17 protein-coding genes and 1 pseudogene are annotated in these 18,458 nt (G+C 47.0%); 7 read left to right on the forward strand and 11 right to left on the reverse strand.

The window, feature by feature from the left end:
• Window positions 1-677: 677 nt before the first annotated feature.
• From KU855_RS16615 to KU855_RS16630, 4 genes and pseudogenes are all read right to left on the reverse strand, one after another.
• Window positions 678-1,994, reverse strand: coding sequence for a type II toxin-antitoxin system HipA family toxin (locus KU855_RS16615; RefSeq protein WP_218531725.1), 1,317 nt, complete (start codon window positions 1,992-1,994; stop codon window positions 678-680).
• The gene (locus KU855_RS16620) at window positions 1,994-2,296 is read right to left on the reverse strand and encodes a helix-turn-helix domain-containing protein (RefSeq protein ID WP_218531727.1); all 303 of its coding nucleotides are present in this window, start codon (window positions 2,294-2,296) and stop codon (window positions 1,994-1,996) included. The genes KU855_RS16615 and KU855_RS16620 overlap by 1 nt, the downstream gene beginning before the upstream one ends.
• 162 nt (window positions 2,297-2,458) lie before the next feature.
• Window positions 2,459-3,553 (reverse strand): site-specific integrase, encoded by a 1,095-nt coding sequence (locus KU855_RS16625; protein ID WP_218531729.1) that lies wholly within the window; start codon window positions 3,551-3,553, stop codon window positions 2,459-2,461.
• A gap of 528 nt (window positions 3,554-4,081) precedes the next feature.
• A pseudogene (locus KU855_RS16630) lies at window positions 4,082-4,213 on the reverse strand (transposase); the annotation flags it as partial.
• A gap of 236 nt (window positions 4,214-4,449) precedes the next feature.
• Between KU855_RS16630 and KU855_RS16635 the strand changes: the two are divergent.
• Window positions 4,450-4,956 carry a helix-turn-helix domain-containing protein gene (locus KU855_RS16635; RefSeq protein ID WP_218531730.1) on the forward strand — a complete coding sequence of 169 codons (507 nt, stop codon included), beginning with the start codon at window positions 4,450-4,452 and terminating at the stop codon, window positions 4,954-4,956.
• A gap of 73 nt (window positions 4,957-5,029) precedes the next feature.
• Here the strand turns inward: KU855_RS16635 and KU855_RS16640 are convergent, their stop codons facing one another.
• The 6 genes from KU855_RS16640 to KU855_RS16665 all read right to left on the reverse strand — a co-directional run bounded on the left by KU855_RS16640 (window position 5,030) and on the right by KU855_RS16665 (window position 9,609).
• The gene (locus tag KU855_RS16640) at window positions 5,030-5,740 is read right to left on the reverse strand and encodes an HAD-IA family hydrolase (RefSeq protein ID WP_218531732.1); all 711 of its coding nucleotides are present in this window, start codon (window positions 5,738-5,740) and stop codon (window positions 5,030-5,032) included.
• Window positions 5,737-6,624, reverse strand: coding sequence for a tyrosine recombinase XerC (locus KU855_RS16645; RefSeq protein WP_218531734.1), 888 nt, complete (start codon window positions 6,622-6,624; stop codon window positions 5,737-5,739). The genes KU855_RS16640 and KU855_RS16645 overlap by 4 nt, the downstream gene beginning before the upstream one ends.
• A gap of 1 nt (window position 6,625) precedes the next feature.
• Window positions 6,626-7,261 (reverse strand): DUF484 family protein, encoded by a 636-nt coding sequence (locus tag KU855_RS16650; RefSeq protein ID WP_218531736.1) that lies wholly within the window; start codon window positions 7,259-7,261, stop codon window positions 6,626-6,628.
• Window positions 7,258-8,100: a diaminopimelate epimerase gene (dapF, locus tag KU855_RS16655; RefSeq protein ID WP_218531740.1), complete on the reverse strand. Its 843-nt coding sequence runs from the start codon at window positions 8,098-8,100 to the stop codon at window positions 7,258-7,260. Before dapF ends, KU855_RS16650 begins: the two co-directional genes overlap by 4 nt.
• Window positions 8,101-8,163: 63 nt before the next feature.
• On the reverse strand, window positions 8,164-9,411 hold the full coding sequence (gene lysA / locus KU855_RS16660) for a diaminopimelate decarboxylase (RefSeq protein WP_218531746.1): 1,248 nt from the start codon (window positions 9,409-9,411) through the stop codon (window positions 8,164-8,166).
• Window positions 9,412-9,429: 18 nt separating this feature from the next.
• Window positions 9,430-9,609: a lipoprotein gene (locus tag KU855_RS16665; RefSeq protein WP_371316386.1), complete on the reverse strand. Its 180-nt coding sequence runs from the start codon at window positions 9,607-9,609 to the stop codon at window positions 9,430-9,432.
• Window positions 9,610-9,636: 27 nt separating this feature from the next.
• On the opposite strand from KU855_RS16665, the gene cyaY reads away from it, so the two are divergent.
• Window positions 9,637-9,969 (forward strand): iron donor protein CyaY, encoded by a 333-nt coding sequence (gene cyaY / locus KU855_RS16670; protein WP_218531753.1) that lies wholly within the window; start codon window positions 9,637-9,639, stop codon window positions 9,967-9,969.
• 24 nt (window positions 9,970-9,993) lie between these two features.
• Here the strand turns inward: cyaY and KU855_RS16675 are convergent, their stop codons facing one another.
• Complete coding sequence (locus KU855_RS16675; protein ID WP_256261096.1) at window positions 9,994-12,408, reverse strand: class I adenylate cyclase; 2,415 nt, start codon at window positions 12,406-12,408, stop codon at window positions 9,994-9,996.
• A 207-nt stretch (window positions 12,409-12,615) separates the two neighbouring features.
• Between KU855_RS16675 and hemC the strand changes: the two genes are divergently transcribed.
• From hemC to KU855_RS16700, 5 genes are all read left to right on the forward strand, one after another.
• On the forward strand, window positions 12,616-13,548 hold the full coding sequence (gene hemC / locus KU855_RS16680; protein WP_218531759.1) for a hydroxymethylbilane synthase: 933 nt from the start codon (window positions 12,616-12,618) through the stop codon (window positions 13,546-13,548).
• A complete protein-coding gene (locus KU855_RS16685; protein WP_218531760.1) occupies window positions 13,548-14,270 on the forward strand; it encodes a uroporphyrinogen-III synthase in 723 nt (240 codons plus the stop codon). The genes hemC and KU855_RS16685 overlap by 1 nt, the downstream gene beginning before the upstream one ends.
• A gap of 53 nt (window positions 14,271-14,323) precedes the next feature.
• Entirely contained in the window at window positions 14,324-15,499 is a 1,176-nt protein-coding gene (locus tag KU855_RS16690) for a uroporphyrinogen-III C-methyltransferase (protein WP_218531764.1), read from the forward strand.
• Window positions 15,496-16,674, forward strand: coding sequence for a heme biosynthesis HemY N-terminal domain-containing protein (locus tag KU855_RS16695; protein WP_218531766.1), 1,179 nt, complete (start codon window positions 15,496-15,498; stop codon window positions 16,672-16,674). Before KU855_RS16690 ends, KU855_RS16695 begins: the two co-directional genes overlap by 4 nt.
• A gap of 241 nt (window positions 16,675-16,915) precedes the next feature.
• Window positions 16,916-18,458 (forward strand): retention module-containing protein (locus KU855_RS16700; RefSeq protein WP_218531770.1); only part of this gene is annotated, 1,543 nt, incomplete at its 3' end.

An 18,458-nucleotide genomic window follows, 5' to 3' on the forward strand; every position in this document is an offset into this window, starting at 1 on the left:
TGAAATGCTCTTTGATGGTATCTATATTCATGGCAACTCCTCAAAAGAGGAGCATAAGATCACAGCTAGCTCATTAGGTCAATTTTGATTTGCCATTGGGCAAAAAACGTTCATGATCTGCCCCTGGGATGTTCTTGCAGTATGGTATTGAAGATAACTCATTAGCGGGCAGCCCTGATGATGTTGAGTCTGTAAACTTTTGTATTGCTTGCGGCTCACATCAACTAACTAGGAAAGACACAAATACAGGAAATCAAAGGTCTGCTTGGTATGAATGTGATGAGTGCAAACACTTTACAGTGTATAACCATTGCTACAGTTGTAATACGCGACTTATCAAAAATGGTGACTATTGGTCATATCACTCGCAAATGCCTATGGAGCCATTAAACATCAAGTGTCCAGCATGTGAGAGCTTGTTGTAATCCATATAAATAATTGTCCAGACGAGCAGCTATAAAGTTGCTCGTCAACTAAGACAAACTACAAAGCCTTCTCCCCCTCCACAACACCCTCTCCCTGTATCTCATCGAGCCACTTATCAAGCGCTATTATCTTCTCATTTATATACCGACTCAGGGCTCTTTAACTGCCCCAAGCAGATAGCCTGACTTCTGATTTTTAGCCTTAAGCTGCTTTAACCACGGATGAATCCACGACCTGTCTTTCTAAACATATCACTCAAAATCCTTCAATCGCTGCGACCGATCCTTTAAGCCATCAAGAATCGACTCCCTAATATGTGATGGAAAGTCTTCTGGTAGCTGAGCTTTAACCTTGTCAATGACCTCATCGACTCTAGCTTCTATTTCTATCAAGATGGCAGCCATGACATCAGTATCAAAACCAACAGCCTTTGCCGTTTGAATAAAATGCCTCGGAAAAATCTGTGCTATCGAATACTTCTTACCTTTACTGGCCTTAAGCCCCATAGCAAGCTTAGCATCTCGAATATTGAGCCCCTTACCACCTATCACTGGGTACATGGATATGATGTCGTAAAAGGGCGTTAACCGATAACCACCACCAGCATCAATAAATAACGAAAAGTTTTTAGCGTGACCATCTGTCGCGGCTAGCAACCAAAATAAGACCTGAGACTTCATAAAATCAAGCCTATCCTGATCTGCATTGGTAGAGCCCACTAGATAAGGCATGATCTGTTCAATACCGGGACCACCATGGCTTTCATATTTTTTAGCGGGCGGGACATTTAATGTCTGGCAAAAATCCTCTTGCGGTAAGCGCATAATCCATTGGCCATCACTTGATAACTTACGGTCAAACCTGTCTACTGCAAGTGCCTTTATATCGCCCACTTTGATTATTGAGCAATGTGGTACTGCTAAGCCAAACTCCCTGACTATCATCATGCAAAGGTATTCGTTTTCAACGCTATCAGACATATCAATCCGATATGAATGGCTCTGTATATCACCAATAGGCAATTTAATAATATGCGTTGTGGGTGTTGCTTTTATAGGGAGTTTCCACTGGCCATCCAGATTAAGTAAGGCTGTCTTTTCCTGCGCGCCCGCAATGGAGATCCGAAAATCATCTTCATCATTTAACATGCCCAATGGAATGTCTGACTGGTAACCTTTTAGTACCTTTTCCAATGCCTCATCAGATAAAGGTTTGGCTTCAATCTTTTTAACTTCAAAAGGCGCTTGCCCATGCGGTACTAGCTGCAATGCACCAACACTGTCTTGTCCAACTTTACTCAGTAGATCGAATGCTTGTGTCGATTGAGCATTGTGACGAGCAACAATCCGGTTTCTCACTTCAATATTGTCAGGTAATAGGTTATCAAAGAAGTTATACACTTCATCGCCTTTGTACACTTGCTTTCGAAGTGGCATAGATAAGGAGATTGGACGACTACCTTGTATCTCTAACCACTGCGGTGCGTACTCAAACAAGTGGGAACCTGTTGTCGACTTGGTGAACTCCCCCACCAGATAGCCATTCATATAAATATCGAGTACAGCCATTACCACTCCTCCTTCCACTCTTGGTTTTGAGCAGTGGCTTGGGCTTGATCATCAAGAGGCTTATCTTTCACATTAGAATGGGCCAGCTCGGGATTTCTAACCTTGATATCTAACTCAAGATTAAGTGCAGATAAGATCTTAAACAGCGTTTCTAATTTCGTAGAGTCAGGGTTTTGCTCAAAGCTTGAGACTGTATCCTGACGAATACCAACCTTATTGCCCACTTTGCTTTGCGACAGCTTCATGTTCAATCGCGCATCTTTTAAATACGCACTAAGCTGTTTTGAGTTTGTCACCTTCATGATTGGCCCACCTATGCACTCGATCCCTCCCTAACTTTACACGCCATAACAGGTAAATCAAGCTTTACACGCTAAAACAGGTAAAACCAACTTTACCTGCTAGAGCCGTTAAAACTAATTTACGCGCTACAGCAGATAAAAACAAAAAAGTGACAAGACAAATTACAAAGCCTTCTCACTCTCCACAACAGCCTCACCCTGTATCTCATCGAGCCACTTATCAAGCGCTATCTTCTTCTCATTGATATAGTGACTACGGTTGTAGATCCCTGCCACACCCGAGACTGAGTGGCCTAATAGGTGCTCTACAACATGAGGTGGAATGCCTAAGTCGTTAAGCCGAGTCGCAAGGGTTCGCCTTAAATCATGCAAGGTCCACTTCTTCTCATGCTTTAGCTTTTCCCAGATTTTTCCACCGTAAACGCTAACCGACTCAGGGCTTTTTAACTGTCCAAGCAGATAGCCTGACTTCTGATTTTTAGCCTTAAGCTGCTTTAACCACGAGTACAATCTCGGCGGTATTGGCCGGATAATTAGCTCATCGGTTTTGCTGTTAGCTTTAGGGACTGTCCACAAGCCTTTATCAAAGTCCCATTCATCCCAAGAAGACAAACGCACCTCTTGTGTACGCGCACCAAAGATAATCAACAGCCAAATAAGGTTGTTATAATACTCTTGATGCTCACCGGCTTTGACTTGATTGATCACATCTTGTAGTTCAGCTTCTGTAAGCACCCTATCGCGCTTTTTCTGCTTACTACCAACATCAGTGATAGTTAAGTCATCAATCACATAGCTGGAGGCATATTCCCGCTTACGGCAAAACAGCAGCGCTTGCTTCGCCCCTTGTAAGACTTGCCCTGCTGCAACAGGTGCCGCCCTTTGCTCATTAGGTATGCCTTTTCTAATTCGGTCGAAACAGGCTAGCCACTGAGGCTTAGTCGTTTTATCTAACGGGTACTTACCTATGTACGGGTACAAATGCCGTGCAAATTGCGCCCTATGCTTAGCAACATTTTTACGGTTATCGGTGGCATATTCCACCAGCCAATATTCAAGCGCCTCTTTAACTGTCACAGCTTCTTTGCGAACAACTTTAGCCAGCGCTAACTCGACACTTGGGTCTTTGTCATTATCCAGCCATTCGCGGCACTGATCGCGCTTATCTCTTGCTTGTTTGATTGAGGTTTCTGGGTACTTACCCAAGCTTGCCCACTTAGGGTTGGTTTCGCGGCCACCCAATCTGTAACGAAACACTCAACCAATAACACCCGTTTTCGAAATACGTACAGCTAAGCCATCGCCATCAGAAATAACTGATTTTCCGGTGTAAGGCTTACCGGAAACTTTACGTAAGAATGTGTCTGATAGTTTATTAATAACGCCCATATGAACCCTTGCCCTGCCACGTTCCGCGCTACACACCGTGCTACACACCGTGCTACACACGGATTGGTTAACGAAGAAAAACCAGCTTAAACAAACACGAACAAGAGTCTCGCTAAGATACTAAAAAATAGCAAGTTTTAAATAGGAGGCAGAATAAGCCCGAACAAGAAAAAACACAGATTAGAAAATACGGCATGAACTAAGACTTAATGTCTAAGTGATTGTAACAAAACGGGCTTATCCGCAATGATAAGCCCGTTTTGTTTTAATGAACCCACATTTAAACCCATACACAGCAAGCTACTCGCATTAGAATTTATCTTGATTGCCTCTCCCACTATTCCTCTTACAGTACATACCAAGAATTGCTATTTATTAGCTAGTGACCTGGTCAATGTAAAGCAGGCTCGTGCTAACTCCAAGAGACTTTGCCGCATCGGCAACGCTATAACCTTGCTCTAGCACCATCAAGACGGCTTCATCTTTAAATGCCTTCGGATAACTCTAATGTGATTTTTTTAAACTCATATAGACCTCTTAATTTATTGACCATACTGTCTCAAAATTAAGTGTCCGATGGGATTTGACCAGAACAATTCAGCGGTATGTGTTTTGCGGACTTTCTTTGTTGACATTATTCACTTAGTTAAGCGATTGTACTCACTTAGCAAGGTGTCCCAAAGTGCTGGTACGGATCAGAAACCTTCACTGGTCAGCCAGCGGCAAAGACGCTATGTTAGGCTTACTCAGACTGGAGTCTTGTCATGCCCTTTCATACCTATGCGTTAGATAATATCGACGAGCTAGCCGAATCAGTTCAAGTGGAGTTTAAGCTAGCCAGAGGCCGTGATGGTCAAGGCAAGGTGCCCGAAGATATGTGGGAGACCTATAGCGCATTTGCCAATACCATTGGCGGTGAGATTATCTTGGGGGTGCGAGAGCTCAATGGCCAATTTACTCTCGAAGGGATCCCCAAACCCGATCCCATGCTCGAACACTTGTGGCAACGTTTTAATGATAAGCGCTACATCAGCCACAACCTTTTATCACCTAACGATATTCAATTAATTAGCATTCAAGGCAAAAGCCTTATTCGTATTCGAGTCCCACAAGCCCCCTTGCAATATCGGCCAATTTACATTGGCGAAGACGCCTACTCGGGCAGCTATTTTCGCATCAATGATGCCGATATGCGTGCTAGCCATGAGCAAGTTGCTCGGATGCTACTTCAGGCGAAAACCGCTCAATCTTCTGACGATAACTCACTTTAAGCTGACACCTACAGGTGGAAAACTGCACCGTGCTTGCTCAAGTTCTCTCGCACAATGCTTAAGCTGCAGTGAGTTAAGGCAGTAATTGCGCTAAATCCATGAGATCAGCTATTTGCAGTTGAGGCAGTAAACTTGGGGCTGCGCGCTGTTTACCGCCAAACGCTGGGCTTAACCACACGCTTTGGCACTGAGCCAAACGAGCCCCCTCGACGTCTGATTGGGGATGATCTCCCACATGCAGCAACTGTGAACGGTGGATATTGAGGCGCCGACAAGCTTCATTGAACATGTCGGCGGCGGGCTTTTTGGCGAGAGTGTGTGAGGGATGCAAGACAAAACTCAATACTGGCTCTAAACCGATAGCACGATAATCCACATTGCCATTGGTGATCCCCACCAAGGGGTAATGTTGACTGAGTTGCTGCAGCAGTTCGATCACTGCCGTTGAGACGCGAAAGTCACTGCGATGATGCATAAATACCGCCATGGCACTGGCAACTTCGGCGGCAACATTCGCAACTCCCCATTGAGTCAATGCCATGGTTAAAGTGGCTGCTCGCGCCGCAGTGACATCGTGCTCTAAGCTAGGGTTGGCTGAAATAACCGTGGCTTTGAGTCGTAACCAATCACCGTAAGTCCAATGATTGGCGGCCGAAAATCGCGCCGAGAGGTAGTCATCGAGTGCCCCTTGGGCGCGACGAATGATCGGGCGGTTATCGTACAAGGTATCGTCTAAATCAAAGCTTATCGCAGCGATAGGCGCCGGCCGCAGATAGATCTTCATTGGTTATTGCCGTTTTTTTTCGCCCGAGGATGAGCGCTATCATACACTTGGGCCAAGTGCTGAAAATCCACATGAGTGTAGATCTGAGTCGTGGCCAAATCACTGTGACCTAAGAGCTCTTGCACAGCGCGCAGATCACCACTGGATTCCAGCATATGAGTCGCAAATGAATGCCTCAGCTTATGCGGGTGCAACGGGGTATCGAGCGCATGCTGGCCTCGCAGTTTCAGTCGAGCTTGAATACTGCGGCGGGATAAACGCTGACCTTTCATGCTGGTAAACAAGGCGCTGCCCTCATTGTCACTCATCCTGACCGTCAGCCAAGCGGCAATGGCGGCTAACGCCATTTTACCCACGGGCACTATCCGCATCTTATCGCCTTTGCCCACGACCCTGACATTGGCCGCTTCGACATGAATGTCTTCGATATTCAGTGCGGCTAACTCCGCAAGACGTAAGCCACTGGAGTAAAATAATTCCATGATGGCCGTGTCTCGCAGACTTAAGGGATCGTCACCCGTACCACTGAGTAAGTGCGATACCGCATCGGCATCTAAATTCTTAGGTAAGCTTTTAGCTTGCTTGGGGGCGCTCAGTGCGGTGGCGGGTGATAAGGTGATGTGGCCACGTTTTAATAAAAAGCCATAAAAGCCTTTGAGGGCACTCACGGTTAACGCCAACGAGCGCGCGTTGAGCCCTTGACGGTGAAGCTTGGCCAGCAATGATTGCAGTTGCTTGCTGCTTGCCTGCCACAGCGGAGTATCGCCTAAGTCTTGCTGGCAACGCTTCAGTTCGAACTGGTAATTACGCAGGGTATAGTCAGACAAACGCCGCTCGCTCGCGAGGTACCGGCTGAACTCATCGAAGTAAGCAATGCTCGTCATGCTAGAGTCTCGGCAATAAATGGTCGAGCAGACGCACTAATTGATCCAATAGCAAATGATCCATATCGGGATGAAAATGCATGGCATCGGGGCTGGCCACCGCAAAGATGGTGCGACCTGACTCGGCCGATAATAGGCTCAAAGACACCGAACCGACTTCGCTGCCAAACAAACGCTTGGACTCACTTTGCGTCAGTCGCCCAAAATAATGACCATGGACCAAGCGAGTACGCAATATCCTTGCTAATTCTCCTTCATCATCTTGCACGCTGATTAAGCGAACATGGCTAAACCCAAATTGCTGACGCAAATGGCTGGCCAGTAGTTGGCGCACTTCGCCGATATCTTGGCAGCTAAGCAGCCCAAAACAGAGCTCGTTCAAGCGATGATAAATGCGTTCATTGCGACTAGCGATACTCATTAAGCGAGTAATTTCTTCTTCGAGCTGGTTCACCTTGGTGCGTAATAGTTGCTGGCGACGTTCGACCAACGACACCGTCCCTTGCTCACCGTGGGCGATCCGCAAGGTCGTTAACAGCTCAGGATGACGCTCAAAAAAATCAGGATTATCGTGTAAATATTCCTTGATGAGCGCGTCATCAAATAATGCATCAGGGGGCAGAGTCAACTCTTTCATAACTGAATTTGTCCGTCATAAACTGTGACGGCAGGTCCAGTCATCCACAAGGGTTTACCGTCTCCATCCCATTGGATCATTAAGCTCCCCCCAGGTAAATCGACTTTGACTTTGCTGGCAAGTTTGCCCTGAAATTGACCCACAACCACCGCCGCACAAGCACCGCTTCCGCAGGCCATGGTTTCGGCGGCGCCGCGTTCATATACCCGTAATTTAATATGTTCAGTATTCACGATTTGCATAAAGCCGACATTGACTCCCTTGGGAAAACGCTCGTGTTTAGTGAGCGAAGCACCGATGCGGTCTACATCCACATGCGCCAAATCGTTAACATCAAGATCGTCAATATCCAATACGCAATGAGGATTGCCTAATGACGCGGCGCCACATAAAAAGGTTTGGGCCTCGGTCATGAGTAAATAGGTTTTTTCTGCGCGCTTGGCTTTAAAAGGGATATGCGCCGGCTCTAGATTAGGCACACCCATATTAACGGTGACATTGCCATCACGCTCCAGTCGTAAGGTCATTTTGCCGGCGGTGGTACTCACACGAATTTTGTTTTTATGGGTCAAGCCCTTGTTACGCACAAACCGAGCAAAACAACGGGCACCATTGCCGCACTGCTCCACTTCGCTGCCATCGGCATTGAAAATGCGGTAATGGAAGTCCAAATCAGGATCATAGGGCGGCTCCACCAACAACATTTGATCAAAGCCTATCCCTTGGTGGCGATCCGCTAAACGACGAATTTGATCGGGTGAGAAAAAAACATTTTGGGTGACGGCATCTACCACCATAAAGTCATTGCCCAATCCGTGCATCTTGGTGAAATGGATCAAAAGTTTTGTCCTTAATTAGCTAGGTGCCTCAGCACCGACTAAATGTCGCTGAATATCGCTAGTTTACGGCAGGATCTGCTCGCCTTGCCACAGTTGCTCACGCTTTTCTCGTTGTCGAACAAGGTGCACTTGCTGACCATCCACCATAATCTCGGCGACCCGAGGCCGGGAATTATAGTTTGAAGACATACTAAAACCGTAGGCGCCGGCACTGCGAACCGCCAACAAATCACCGGGATTAATGGATAATGGCCTTGATTTACCGAGAAAATCCCCTGTTTCACACACGGGACCAACCACATCGTAGTCGTGGCTTGGCACGTCATGATTGGGGCTAACCTCAATGATTTTCTGCCATGCGCTATACAAGGACGGTCTTATCAAGTCATTCATGGCACCATCGACGATAGCAAAGCGCTTATCGGCATTTTGCTTGAGATATAAAACCTCAGTCACGAATATGCCAGCATTCGCCGCAATGGCTCGTCCAGGCTCTAGGATAAGGGTCAAGGGTCGACCTTGTACCTTAGCCAATAAGGCTTTGGCATAATCATTTGGGTGAGGTGGGGTTTCATTATCATAAGTGACACCTAATCCACCACCGATATCCAAATGCTGGATAACGATGCCCTTGTCAGCAAGGCGATCGATTAATGCCAACATCTTATCGATGGCATCCAGAAACGGCTGTAATTCGGTTAACTGCGAGCCAATGTGGCAATCAACGCCTTTGATCTGAAGATGGCTTAATTGGCTCGCGCGCTCGAAAATAGCCTCGGCCTGCTCCATGGCGATGCCAAATTTATTTTCTTTAAGCCCGGTAGAAATATAAGGGTGAGTTCCAGCGTCGACATCGGGGTTGACTCGCAGTGATATTGGCGCCTTTAGTCCCAGTTCAGCCGCGACGGCATTGAGCACCTCAAGCTCGGCGGCTGATTCAACATTAAAGCAATGAATGCCTAAATTTAAGGCTTGGCGCATTTCAGCGACGGTTTTACCCACCCCAGAAAATACCACCTTATCGGGGCGACCGCCGGCTTCGATAACCCGCGCCAGTTCACCACCAGAGACGATATCAAAGCCACTGCCTAATCGTGCCAGCACGTTAAGTACCGCGATATTGGCATTGGCTTTGACCGCATAACAGATGAGATGCGGATGACTTGCAACCGCGGTATCAAACGCATGCCAATGACGCTCTAATGTTGCCCGGGAGTACAAATACAAGGGCGTGCCAAACTCGGCGGCAATATCCTTGACCGCGACGTCTTCGGCAAATAGGGTGCCGTCCCGATATCCAAAGTGATCCAACGTCAACTTCCTTAATGTCTATTGCTGTGGAGAAACGTGCTCTTGTTGTCGATTGTCATCAGGAGCAGGAGTTTTATACAGCGGGCCTTTTTGGCCACAGCCTGAGATGAATAGGCTAGCAAGCAATGCAATTAAAAACAGTCTCATTTTTCTCAACTTCTGTGCAGCGTCCATGAATGCGCTTATAATCGCATTCATCAGCAAGAATGCAAAGGACAGATAATCATGACGATGACAGACACAGAGTTTCACCGTTTAGCTGACGAAATGTTTCAACAAATTGAAAATGCCATAGAAAACGCCATTGATAATGACGATGCCGATGTCGATATCGATGCCAGCGGCGGCGTACTGCAGCTAGAGTTTGAAGATGGCTCGAAAATTGTCATTAATAAACAAGAGCCATTACATCAGATTTGGGTCGCAACCCGTTTTGGTGGCCACCATTTTGAATATCGCGACGGCCAATGGTTAGATAACCGCAGTGATTCTGGCGAATTTATGCCCTTTATTCAAAAGTCTATCGCTCGCCAAAGCAATATCCACCTGAGCTTTTAAGCCCGCGTGCACACTTAACGGCGATTAAAATTCGCCGTTAAGTTCATCATTGGAAAAACCGAAAGGCATGACCTCTAATTCCTCCGCCCCCTGCACCAAGGTATAAAATTGCGGCATATTAAAGCCTAATTCAGCCATGGCTTGATCATCAAAAATAGATTTAGCACTGATATGACGCACTAAGGTAACCATGTTTAATCGGGTTTCCACATAATGACTTAATTCATTTTGGTCGTTTAATATAAACACGTCGATACCTTGACGGCTATCGCGCAAAAAATACTGTACTACCCCAAAACTGGCGATTTCTCTAGCCGCAATTGGTAAGCCTGATAATGGCTGCTCGCCGAGATCCGGTCGTGGAATTTCCTGCAACTGCGGCTTGAGGTAATCCTGTGATGATTCAGCATCGGACGCGAGATGGTAATGCATCCCATCACTACCAAATACCATTCGATAATGGCATTCCCCTAAATGCAGCGATTGCACTAAATAAGTGGATTGTTGATGATGGCTCAGTCGAGCCGTTTGTTGCAGCAAACAATTGACCGCCAAACTCAATTGATTTTTTAAACGCTGACTGTGGCATAAAACAGCTAAATTGACTCGTTCAGGTGAACGCCGCAATCCATGACTCACTTTATGCAGCGCTTCCAATATGGCGCTATTGCCAGAATATCGAACACAGTGGCATTCGCCCCAACTATTGACGCTAAACACATCGACACTGGCCAGCATATTTTGCTTTACACGCCCCAAAGAGAACACGTTGGACTGGGTGTAATCCACCATCATCTCTTGGCCTTGCCATCGCGCTGTGGGGTCATCTTCCATATTGAGAATGAAGATAAGCTGCCTGAAATACCAGGGCTTAGATAAATCGCGGCCCGAAATGCGCCGCGGTCCTGTATCAATGGTCTGTACCAAGGTGCGGCATATGCTGGCGTAGTCGATTAACACGCTGGGATCTGAGCGATGGGCTTGACGAACCCATTGGGTACGTTGATCTGCCACGCCATTGAGACAAGCCCAGCTAATTAATGCCGTTTTTGTGTCGGCACGAAACACCACTTGGGCATCATCGCCCTCTCCTCGCCACAATTGATATTTGCCAGGGTCGCCAACAATGGTCAAACGCGGCTCCCAAATTGACTGACTCCACAACATATTGAGCTTAACAATTTGATGTTTAGATTCAGTAAAATAGGTCGAGAGCTTACGCGATAACATATTGAGCTCACTAAAGCGTAAACGTTCGTTCAATTGTTGGCGCGAGGCAAACTGCAATAACACCTGATAGCATTCCAACATCACTTCATTGAGTTGCTGATTAAACCATTGCAGCTGCACACTATCCCATTGATGACAGTTATCCAGTAACACAATTAAGTCTCGATCCCAGCCCCAAGCCTCGACCAGCGTCTGCATTTTATGAAAACGCCAATCATTGCCATTGCTGGTATTGCTGAGAGTTACCCCGCACTTTAAATAGAAACAACGGCGCACAATTTCGAGGCGCCTTAGGTCTTGTCGCTTGAGTAAATATGTTTCAATACATTGATATAACAATAAATAAGGGTCAGTTGCAGATGAAAAATCCCCTTGCAGCAGGCCTTGCCACACCTGTTCGCTAATCAGCGAAGTGTGAGGGAATTCACTGGCATAGGCTTCAAGCAACATGACTTTTAGTAGTGACTTATGGGGCTTAACCAAGCCTTTATAGAGCTGCCATAAGCTGGCGCCAAAATACTCACTGGCGGGCAATTGATAGACATCGCCAAGGTACAAGACACTCGGGTCGTGCCGCGCTTGCGGCCACCATGCAACCGGCCGCCCCGCGAGATGAATATGATTGCGATAAAACTCTTCCAGCAATAACCAATGTTGCACATTACCACTGTGTTCTTTGGCTAATAATTGACGCTGACCACGCCCCTTTAAAATAAACTGATTCGCATGAACAATGTAACAATTCACATCTAACTGAAAGCCTTCATACCACTGGCAAATAGTGTGGGCTTTCGCCATTAACGACTGAGTTTGGGTGTCGGTAAATTCCTGATCGATGACCAGCCAAATATCGAGATCGCTCTGGTTATTTTGGCCAAAGGTCGCGGTGCTACCCATAGCGTAAATGCCCGCAATCGCGGGTAAGGTTTTGGACTCAAAACTAGCCATTGACAGATCGAGCAGTTTGGCAAAACTGTCTTCAATCTCGCCCCCTTGATACGCCTCAACCCCATGAGGCGTCAATGAACCATTAAAGCCCGGCAATTGCGGATGGTGATAATGAAATAACCAAGGAATAAGGTGCAGCAATTGACGTTGCAGCGGTGTCATCAGCGCTTTAGCTCTGGCTAAACGCACTCGATTTAAACGCCCACTCAACTGAATTTTATGCTTGAGGTCGATGGAATCAACTAACTCATTTGTCTGCAATCAATAATCCCTATGATAGAACCTCTACATTTCTGGCCAGTATTTTAACAAGATTAATGCGCTGGATGAAATATTTGTGACCCAAGTCACCATGAATCGGTCATTCAGGCTTTATCGACTTCAAAGAATTCGGTTGCAGCTCCTGACACCACCCCAGCCACGATGGTAGCATTAGCCTAAATTAATTGTCCTGATGGAATAGAAAGCATGTCACAACAACTCATCCGTATTGCTACCCGTAAAAGCCCTTTGGCTATGTGGCAGGCAGAATTTGTCAAAGCTGAATTAGAGCGCATTCACCCAGGCCTTCACGTTGAGCTATTACCCATGAGTACCAAGGGTGACATCATTCTGGACACCCCATTAGCTAAGGTGGGTGGCAAAGGTTTGTTTGTTAAAGAGCTCGAAGTCGCCATGCTAGAAAATCAGGCCGATATTGCCGTGCACTCAATGAAAGATGTGCCAGTCGAATTTCCTGAAGGCTTAGGTTTAGAAGTCATTTGCGAACGCGAAGATCCACGTGATGCGTTTGTTTCTAACCGCTACGCAACGATTGATGACCTGCCTCAAGGTGCCATCGTTGGTACCTCAAGCTTACGTCGTCAGTGCCAATTACGCGCTCGCCGCCCTGACTTAGTGATCAAAGATCTGCGAGGTAACGTTGGCACCCGTTTAGGCAAGCTCGATAATGGCGAATATGATGCCATCATCCTCGCGGCGGCAGGGCTTATCCGCCTTAAATTAGAACAACGTATCGCGAGCTTTATTAGCACCGAAGAATCATTGCCAGCCAACGGTCAGGGCGCCGTTGGCATCGAATGTCGCACTGATGACGAGCGAGTTAAAGCTTTACTGGCACCGCTGGAGCACTCAGAAACTCGCTATCGCGTGCTGGCTGAACGTGCGATGAACACTCGCCTAGAAGGTGGCTGCCAAGTACCTATCGGCGCCTTCGCGGTAATTGATGGCAACAGCATGCATTTACGCGGTTTAGTCGGTAGCCCAGATGGCAGCCAAATTATCACTGCCGAACTGACAGGCCAAAAGCAAGATGCGGTGCAGATGGGAATCGATCTGGCCAATGAACTGCTAGAAAAAGGCGCCAAAACCATTTTAGATGCGGTTTACGCCCAAGCCTAATGAAAGTGCTATTGACGCGGCCTCTTGGCCGCAATCAAGCCATGGCAGAAGTGCTGACATCGATGGGGATTGAGCATCAAGTCACCCCATTGCTTGCGGTTGCCCCAACGCCAGTGGAACAACACTTACTGACTCCCGAGCAAGTGCTAACGGCTGAGGTCATCATTTTTGTCAGCACCAATGCGGTCATCTATGGTCAGCAGGCGCTAGGCCAGCCTTGGCCCAGTGATAAGCAATATTTTGCCGTCGGTAATGCAACTTGGCAGGCCCTAACCGCTGCCGGTATCACTGGGCTGCAAGCACCTGATGATTGCCAAGAAACGGAAGGATTACTGGCACTGCCTGAATTACAGCAAGTGGCTGGCAAGCAAATTGTTATCGTTAGAGGTAATGGTGGCCGAGAAGACCTAGGCATCATACTAAAGCAACGGGGTGCTCAGGTTAATTTTTGGCAAGTCTATCAACGTATATGCCCCGCCATCGACGGCACAGCGACAGCCATAGCATGGAAAAAGTTTGGAATAGATACCATAGTTATCACCAGCGGCGCAGTACTTGATAACCTTATCACCTTGGTGCCAAAAGATTTATTTCCTTGGCTACAAGCTTGTCATATCATAGTGCCCAGTAATCGAGTCAAGAGCCAGGCTATCGCCAAAGGCATGTTAAGGGTCACCAACGCCGGTGGGGCGCATAGCCAAGCCATGCTGGCAGCCCTGTAAACATCCCCTTGATGCCTGAGGATCGTTCAATCTACGCATCAAGGATTGTTTTCATGGAAAAATCACCGGTTGAGACCAAACCGAAACATGTTGAGCCCGCAAGCAGTCACGAGGCGAACGCTCGTCAAACCGTCGAGACAGTGACTCATGAAGACAGCAGTACGCCTGCTGACGCTCCAACAATGGCCTCTCAGCCGACCCCTCGCCATTCTGGCACCAATAAATTAGTATGGTTTTGCCTGCTACTGCTATTACTGATTAGCCTTGCCGCGATGGGCGTCTCTTGGTGGTTATATCAACAACTGTCATTGCAACGCGCCGCATTAACCTCGCAACTGGATCAAAATCAACAGCAACTCCAGCAACAATTAACTCAGCCAAGCGCTGCCATTGTTCAGCTTCAGCAACAACTCAAAGCAACCAAGCACTCGGCTGAACAAATGGCCCAACTGCAAGATGCTCAACAGCGGCTATCACAAAAAGTCTCGGCGTTATCTCAGCGCAATCCTAACCACTGGATGGCTTCAGAAGCACAATATTTAGCGGGTCTGGCGGGGCGCAAATTATTGCTAGAAGGCGACCCTGCGACTGCGGAACAACTGCTCATCGCCGCCGATGAGCGCATTGCGGCCATGAATGATCCCGCCTTAATTCCCTTACGTAAGGCCTTGGCAAAAGACATCGCTACCATGAAGGCCATGCAACCTGTCGATATCACCGGGACTGCCTTCACTTTAGGTCAAGTGATTGAATCATTAGATTCATTGCCGTTGAACCGAGCAAAAATGCAAGCCTCTGCCTCTGAAACCGATAATGAACTCAGTGAATCATTAACTGATTGGCGCAGTAATTTAGCCAAAACTTGGCACGCGATAACCCAAGACTTTGTGACTATCAGCCACAGAAATACTGATATCACCCCCCTGTTATCCCCGGATCAGCGCTGGTACTTAACCGAGAATATTCGCACCAAGCTATTGCAAGCTCAGCTGGCTCTCTATCGCAATGACCAACTCAATTATCGTCAGTCATTACAGATGGCGATCTTATGGATCAAACAATATTACGACCTCAATTCAGCCTCAGTGACAAAAACACTGACGACCTTAGAAACACTGGAAAAACTGCAGCTAACCCCTTTGCATCTCGACAAGCTTGAATCGACCTTGCCGCTGAAGCAACTGATCAACTATGGATCGCTACCTATAGCAGCCGAGGACATCCAATGATTAGATCTCTTGTTTATCTAGTTATTATTCTTATCGGCTTAAGCCTTAGCCCGTATATTTTAGGTAACACTGGCTATGTCTACGTTGCGTTTGGGGATTGGCAATTAGAAACCAGTCTGATCTTTGCTATTGCAGCCATTGTGGTGTTTGTCGCGGCCTTACAACTGCTCGAATGGTTTGTCATCGGTATATTAAGCATGATTTTTCGCAGCCGCTATTTACCCAATCGTTGGCGTCAACAAGCCGCTAAGAAACACACCCATATTGCGGCATTAGCCTTGGCAGAAGAAGACTGGGCAAAAGCAGAAAAATTAATGGTGAAAGGCGCAATGGCAGGTGAATGGCCAGCCGTGAATTATTTTGCAGCAGCGCGCGCGGCGCAAAAGCAAGCGCACTATCAGGCCCGAGATAACTACCTGCTAAAAGCCAGCGAATTCTCCGAAGCTAAGCTCGGGGCCAGCATTAGCCAAATTCGTTACTGGTTGCAACAAGGTAAAATAGCACAAGCTAAGCAGCAACTCGATTCACTATCGCCTGATAGTAAAAGTAGCTTAGCCGTCTTGAAAATTGCGCTTGAGGTACTCACCGAGCACCAAGCTTGGGATGAACTAAAGCTCTTATTACCCGCACTAAAAAAACGAAAAGTGCTTGATAATCAGCAGCATGAACTGTTGGAAACCCGCATTCACGCTCACTTACTCAAGGCCGCACAATCCGATCTCAACAAGCTTGAAGCGTGCTGGCACTGGTTAAGTCGCCAACAGCGACAGCAACCAGAACTCATCAGCCATTATGCCCAGGGATTGTCAGCGTGCGGCAAGCATGCCGAAGCAATTAAGCTGCTATTAAAGTCCATCGATAATCAGGCATCACCACGGCTGTTTGAACAGTTGATGACCAGCTACCAGATAGACGATACAAAAGTAGTGCCTCACTTGCTGAAACTGGCAACGTCATATACAAATAATGTCGCTTTCCAGCGATGCTTAACTCAAATCCATCTGAAGAATAGAGACATTAAGGCAGCCGTTGAGACACTGAACAAATTATGCCAATTAGAGCCTGATAACTTAACTAACTGGCTTGATTTAGCTAAGGTATATGAGCAACAGGGTCACAACCAACAAGCATTACAATGCTTTCATAAAGCCATGGGTGCTCACGTCAATAGCTAAGCTAGCACCAAACATGCAATACTGAATAATTACTTATAAATCATGGGTATATTGCAATGATTTTTGAGCTTCAATATACCTTTTAAAGTTGAAGCAAAATACTTTAAAAACATTATGTTACAACACCGCCATAAATTTGACTACATCAAGTTAACTAACTAAACTCCATTGATACTATTGTTGCGCATTTGTTCTCGCCGCTAACTGGCTCGCGACATGCTTTCATTTTCGAGGGATTTATATGGCTATCTATGTCTCACCAAAAGCTGGGATGCTTAAATTTATAGACGGCGAAGTAACAACCGATGTTGCTGGGAAAAACACACCGCTTAGCGTGGGTGACAGTGTAGCGCAAGGCTCTGAACTAACCTTAGCCAATAATACCGCGATTGAATTTGCCTATGATGATGGCACGACGGCAACGGTCAATAGCGCTCAAATGGATGTTGAGAGTGCCCCCAATAATTCTGAATCAAGCTTTGGTGAAGCCGATATCGCCAGCCTTAATGAAATCGAACAACTACAACAACTCATTGAGTCCGGTGAAGATCCTACGGCAGAACTGCCTGAAACGGCTGCTGGTGATGCCGGTGGTGGACAAGGAAATAATGGATTTATTTCGGTTGGTCGCAGTGGCGCCGAAACATTAGCCACAGCTGGGTTTGACACAGATACGACGACCTTTGCCGCGACAAGCACTGATAATCAACCACTAGATACCGCCATCACTAATGATTCTGGCTTGGTACTTAGCGTATTTGTGCCAGCGCAAACCAATGATACAACCCCCACAATTTCAGGCACAACCAATGCCGTCCCAGGTAGTCAAGTTGAAATAACAGTGATAGACACTAATGGTAACCAACAGGTCATCATTACCACTGTCAATCCAGACGGTACCTTCAGCGCCGATGTCCCAAATCCGCTACCTGAAGGGAATATCGATGTTGATGTCATCGTCACTGACCCAAACAATAATCAAATAGACGGTAGTGCCAATGGTAATATCGATTTAACTCCGCCAACGCTCACCGTAGATGCACCAGATGCGACCAATGATACAACCCCACTGATCACCGGCACGACTGACGCCCCGCAAGGCAGTATCGTCACTATTGTGATTACCGACAATGATGGCAACACCCAAACTGTTGAAGCTATTGTCGATGCTGAGGGTAACTATCAAGTTGAAGTGCCCAGCCCACTTCCTGAGGGCTCGATTACCGTGGATGCGACAGTTACGGATCCTGCCGGTAACACTGGCAGCGCAAATGACGAGGGCAGCATAGACATTACAGCACCAACAATTACCGTTGATGCACCAGACAATACCAATGACTCGACACCAATCATTACCGGTACAACAGATGCCCCTGCGGGAAGTGTTGTCACCATAGTGGTTACAGACAGTAACGGTGACACTCAAACCATCGAAGCTATTGTAGATCCCGAAGGCAACTACCAAATAGAAGTCCCCAACCCTTTACCCGATGGACAAATTACAGTAGAAGCGACTGTCACGGATCCTGCCGGTAATAGCGGCGAAGCCACTGACAACGGTAGCATTGATACCACGGCGCCGGGCAATGGCGATGCTGAAAACAGTATTAGCTTCGACGATGGTGGTGATGAACTGGTCAGTGACAGCGAAGCCACGAATGTACCGCTCAGTGGTCAAGTAGAGCCTGGCAATACCGTCAACAGCATCATCATTACTGACAGCAACGGTAATAGCCTTACCGTGGATCCGGCCGATATCAGCGTCGATCCTACCACCGGTGTGG

Origin of the sequence: Shewanella sp. NIFS-20-20, assembly GCF_019209865.1 — a bacterium.
GTDB lineage: Bacteria > Pseudomonadota > Gammaproteobacteria > Enterobacterales > Shewanellaceae > Shewanella.

Coding starts and splice junctions, on each gene's coding strand:
- KU855_RS16615 (WP_218531725.1), bottom strand. CDS start 1,994: ATGGCTGTACTCGATATTTATATGAATGGCTATCTGGTGGGGGAGTTC.
- KU855_RS16620 (WP_218531727.1), bottom strand. CDS start 2,296: ATGAAGGTGACAAACTCAAAACAGCTTAGTGCGTATTTAAAAGATGCG.
- KU855_RS16635 (WP_218531730.1), top strand. CDS start 4,450: ATGCCCTTTCATACCTATGCGTTAGATAATATCGACGAGCTAGCCGAA.
- KU855_RS16640 (WP_218531732.1), bottom strand. CDS start 5,740: ATGAAGATCTATCTGCGGCCGGCGCCTATCGCTGCGATAAGCTTTGAT.
- KU855_RS16645 (WP_218531734.1), bottom strand. CDS start 6,624: ATGACGAGCATTGCTTACTTCGATGAGTTCAGCCGGTACCTCGCGAGC.
- KU855_RS16650 (WP_218531736.1), bottom strand. CDS start 7,261: ATGAAAGAGTTGACTCTGCCCCCTGATGCATTATTTGATGACGCGCTC.
- KU855_RS16665 (WP_371316386.1), bottom strand. CDS start 9,609: ATGAATGCGATTATAAGCGCATTCATGGACGCTGCACAGAAGTTGAGA.
- cyaY (WP_218531753.1), top strand. CDS start 9,637: ATGACGATGACAGACACAGAGTTTCACCGTTTAGCTGACGAAATGTTT.
- hemC (WP_218531759.1), top strand. CDS start 12,616: ATGTCACAACAACTCATCCGTATTGCTACCCGTAAAAGCCCTTTGGCT.
- KU855_RS16685 (WP_218531760.1), top strand. CDS start 13,548: ATGAAAGTGCTATTGACGCGGCCTCTTGGCCGCAATCAAGCCATGGCA.
- KU855_RS16690 (WP_218531764.1), top strand. CDS start 14,324: ATGGAAAAATCACCGGTTGAGACCAAACCGAAACATGTTGAGCCCGCA.
- KU855_RS16695 (WP_218531766.1), top strand. CDS start 15,496: ATGATTAGATCTCTTGTTTATCTAGTTATTATTCTTATCGGCTTAAGC.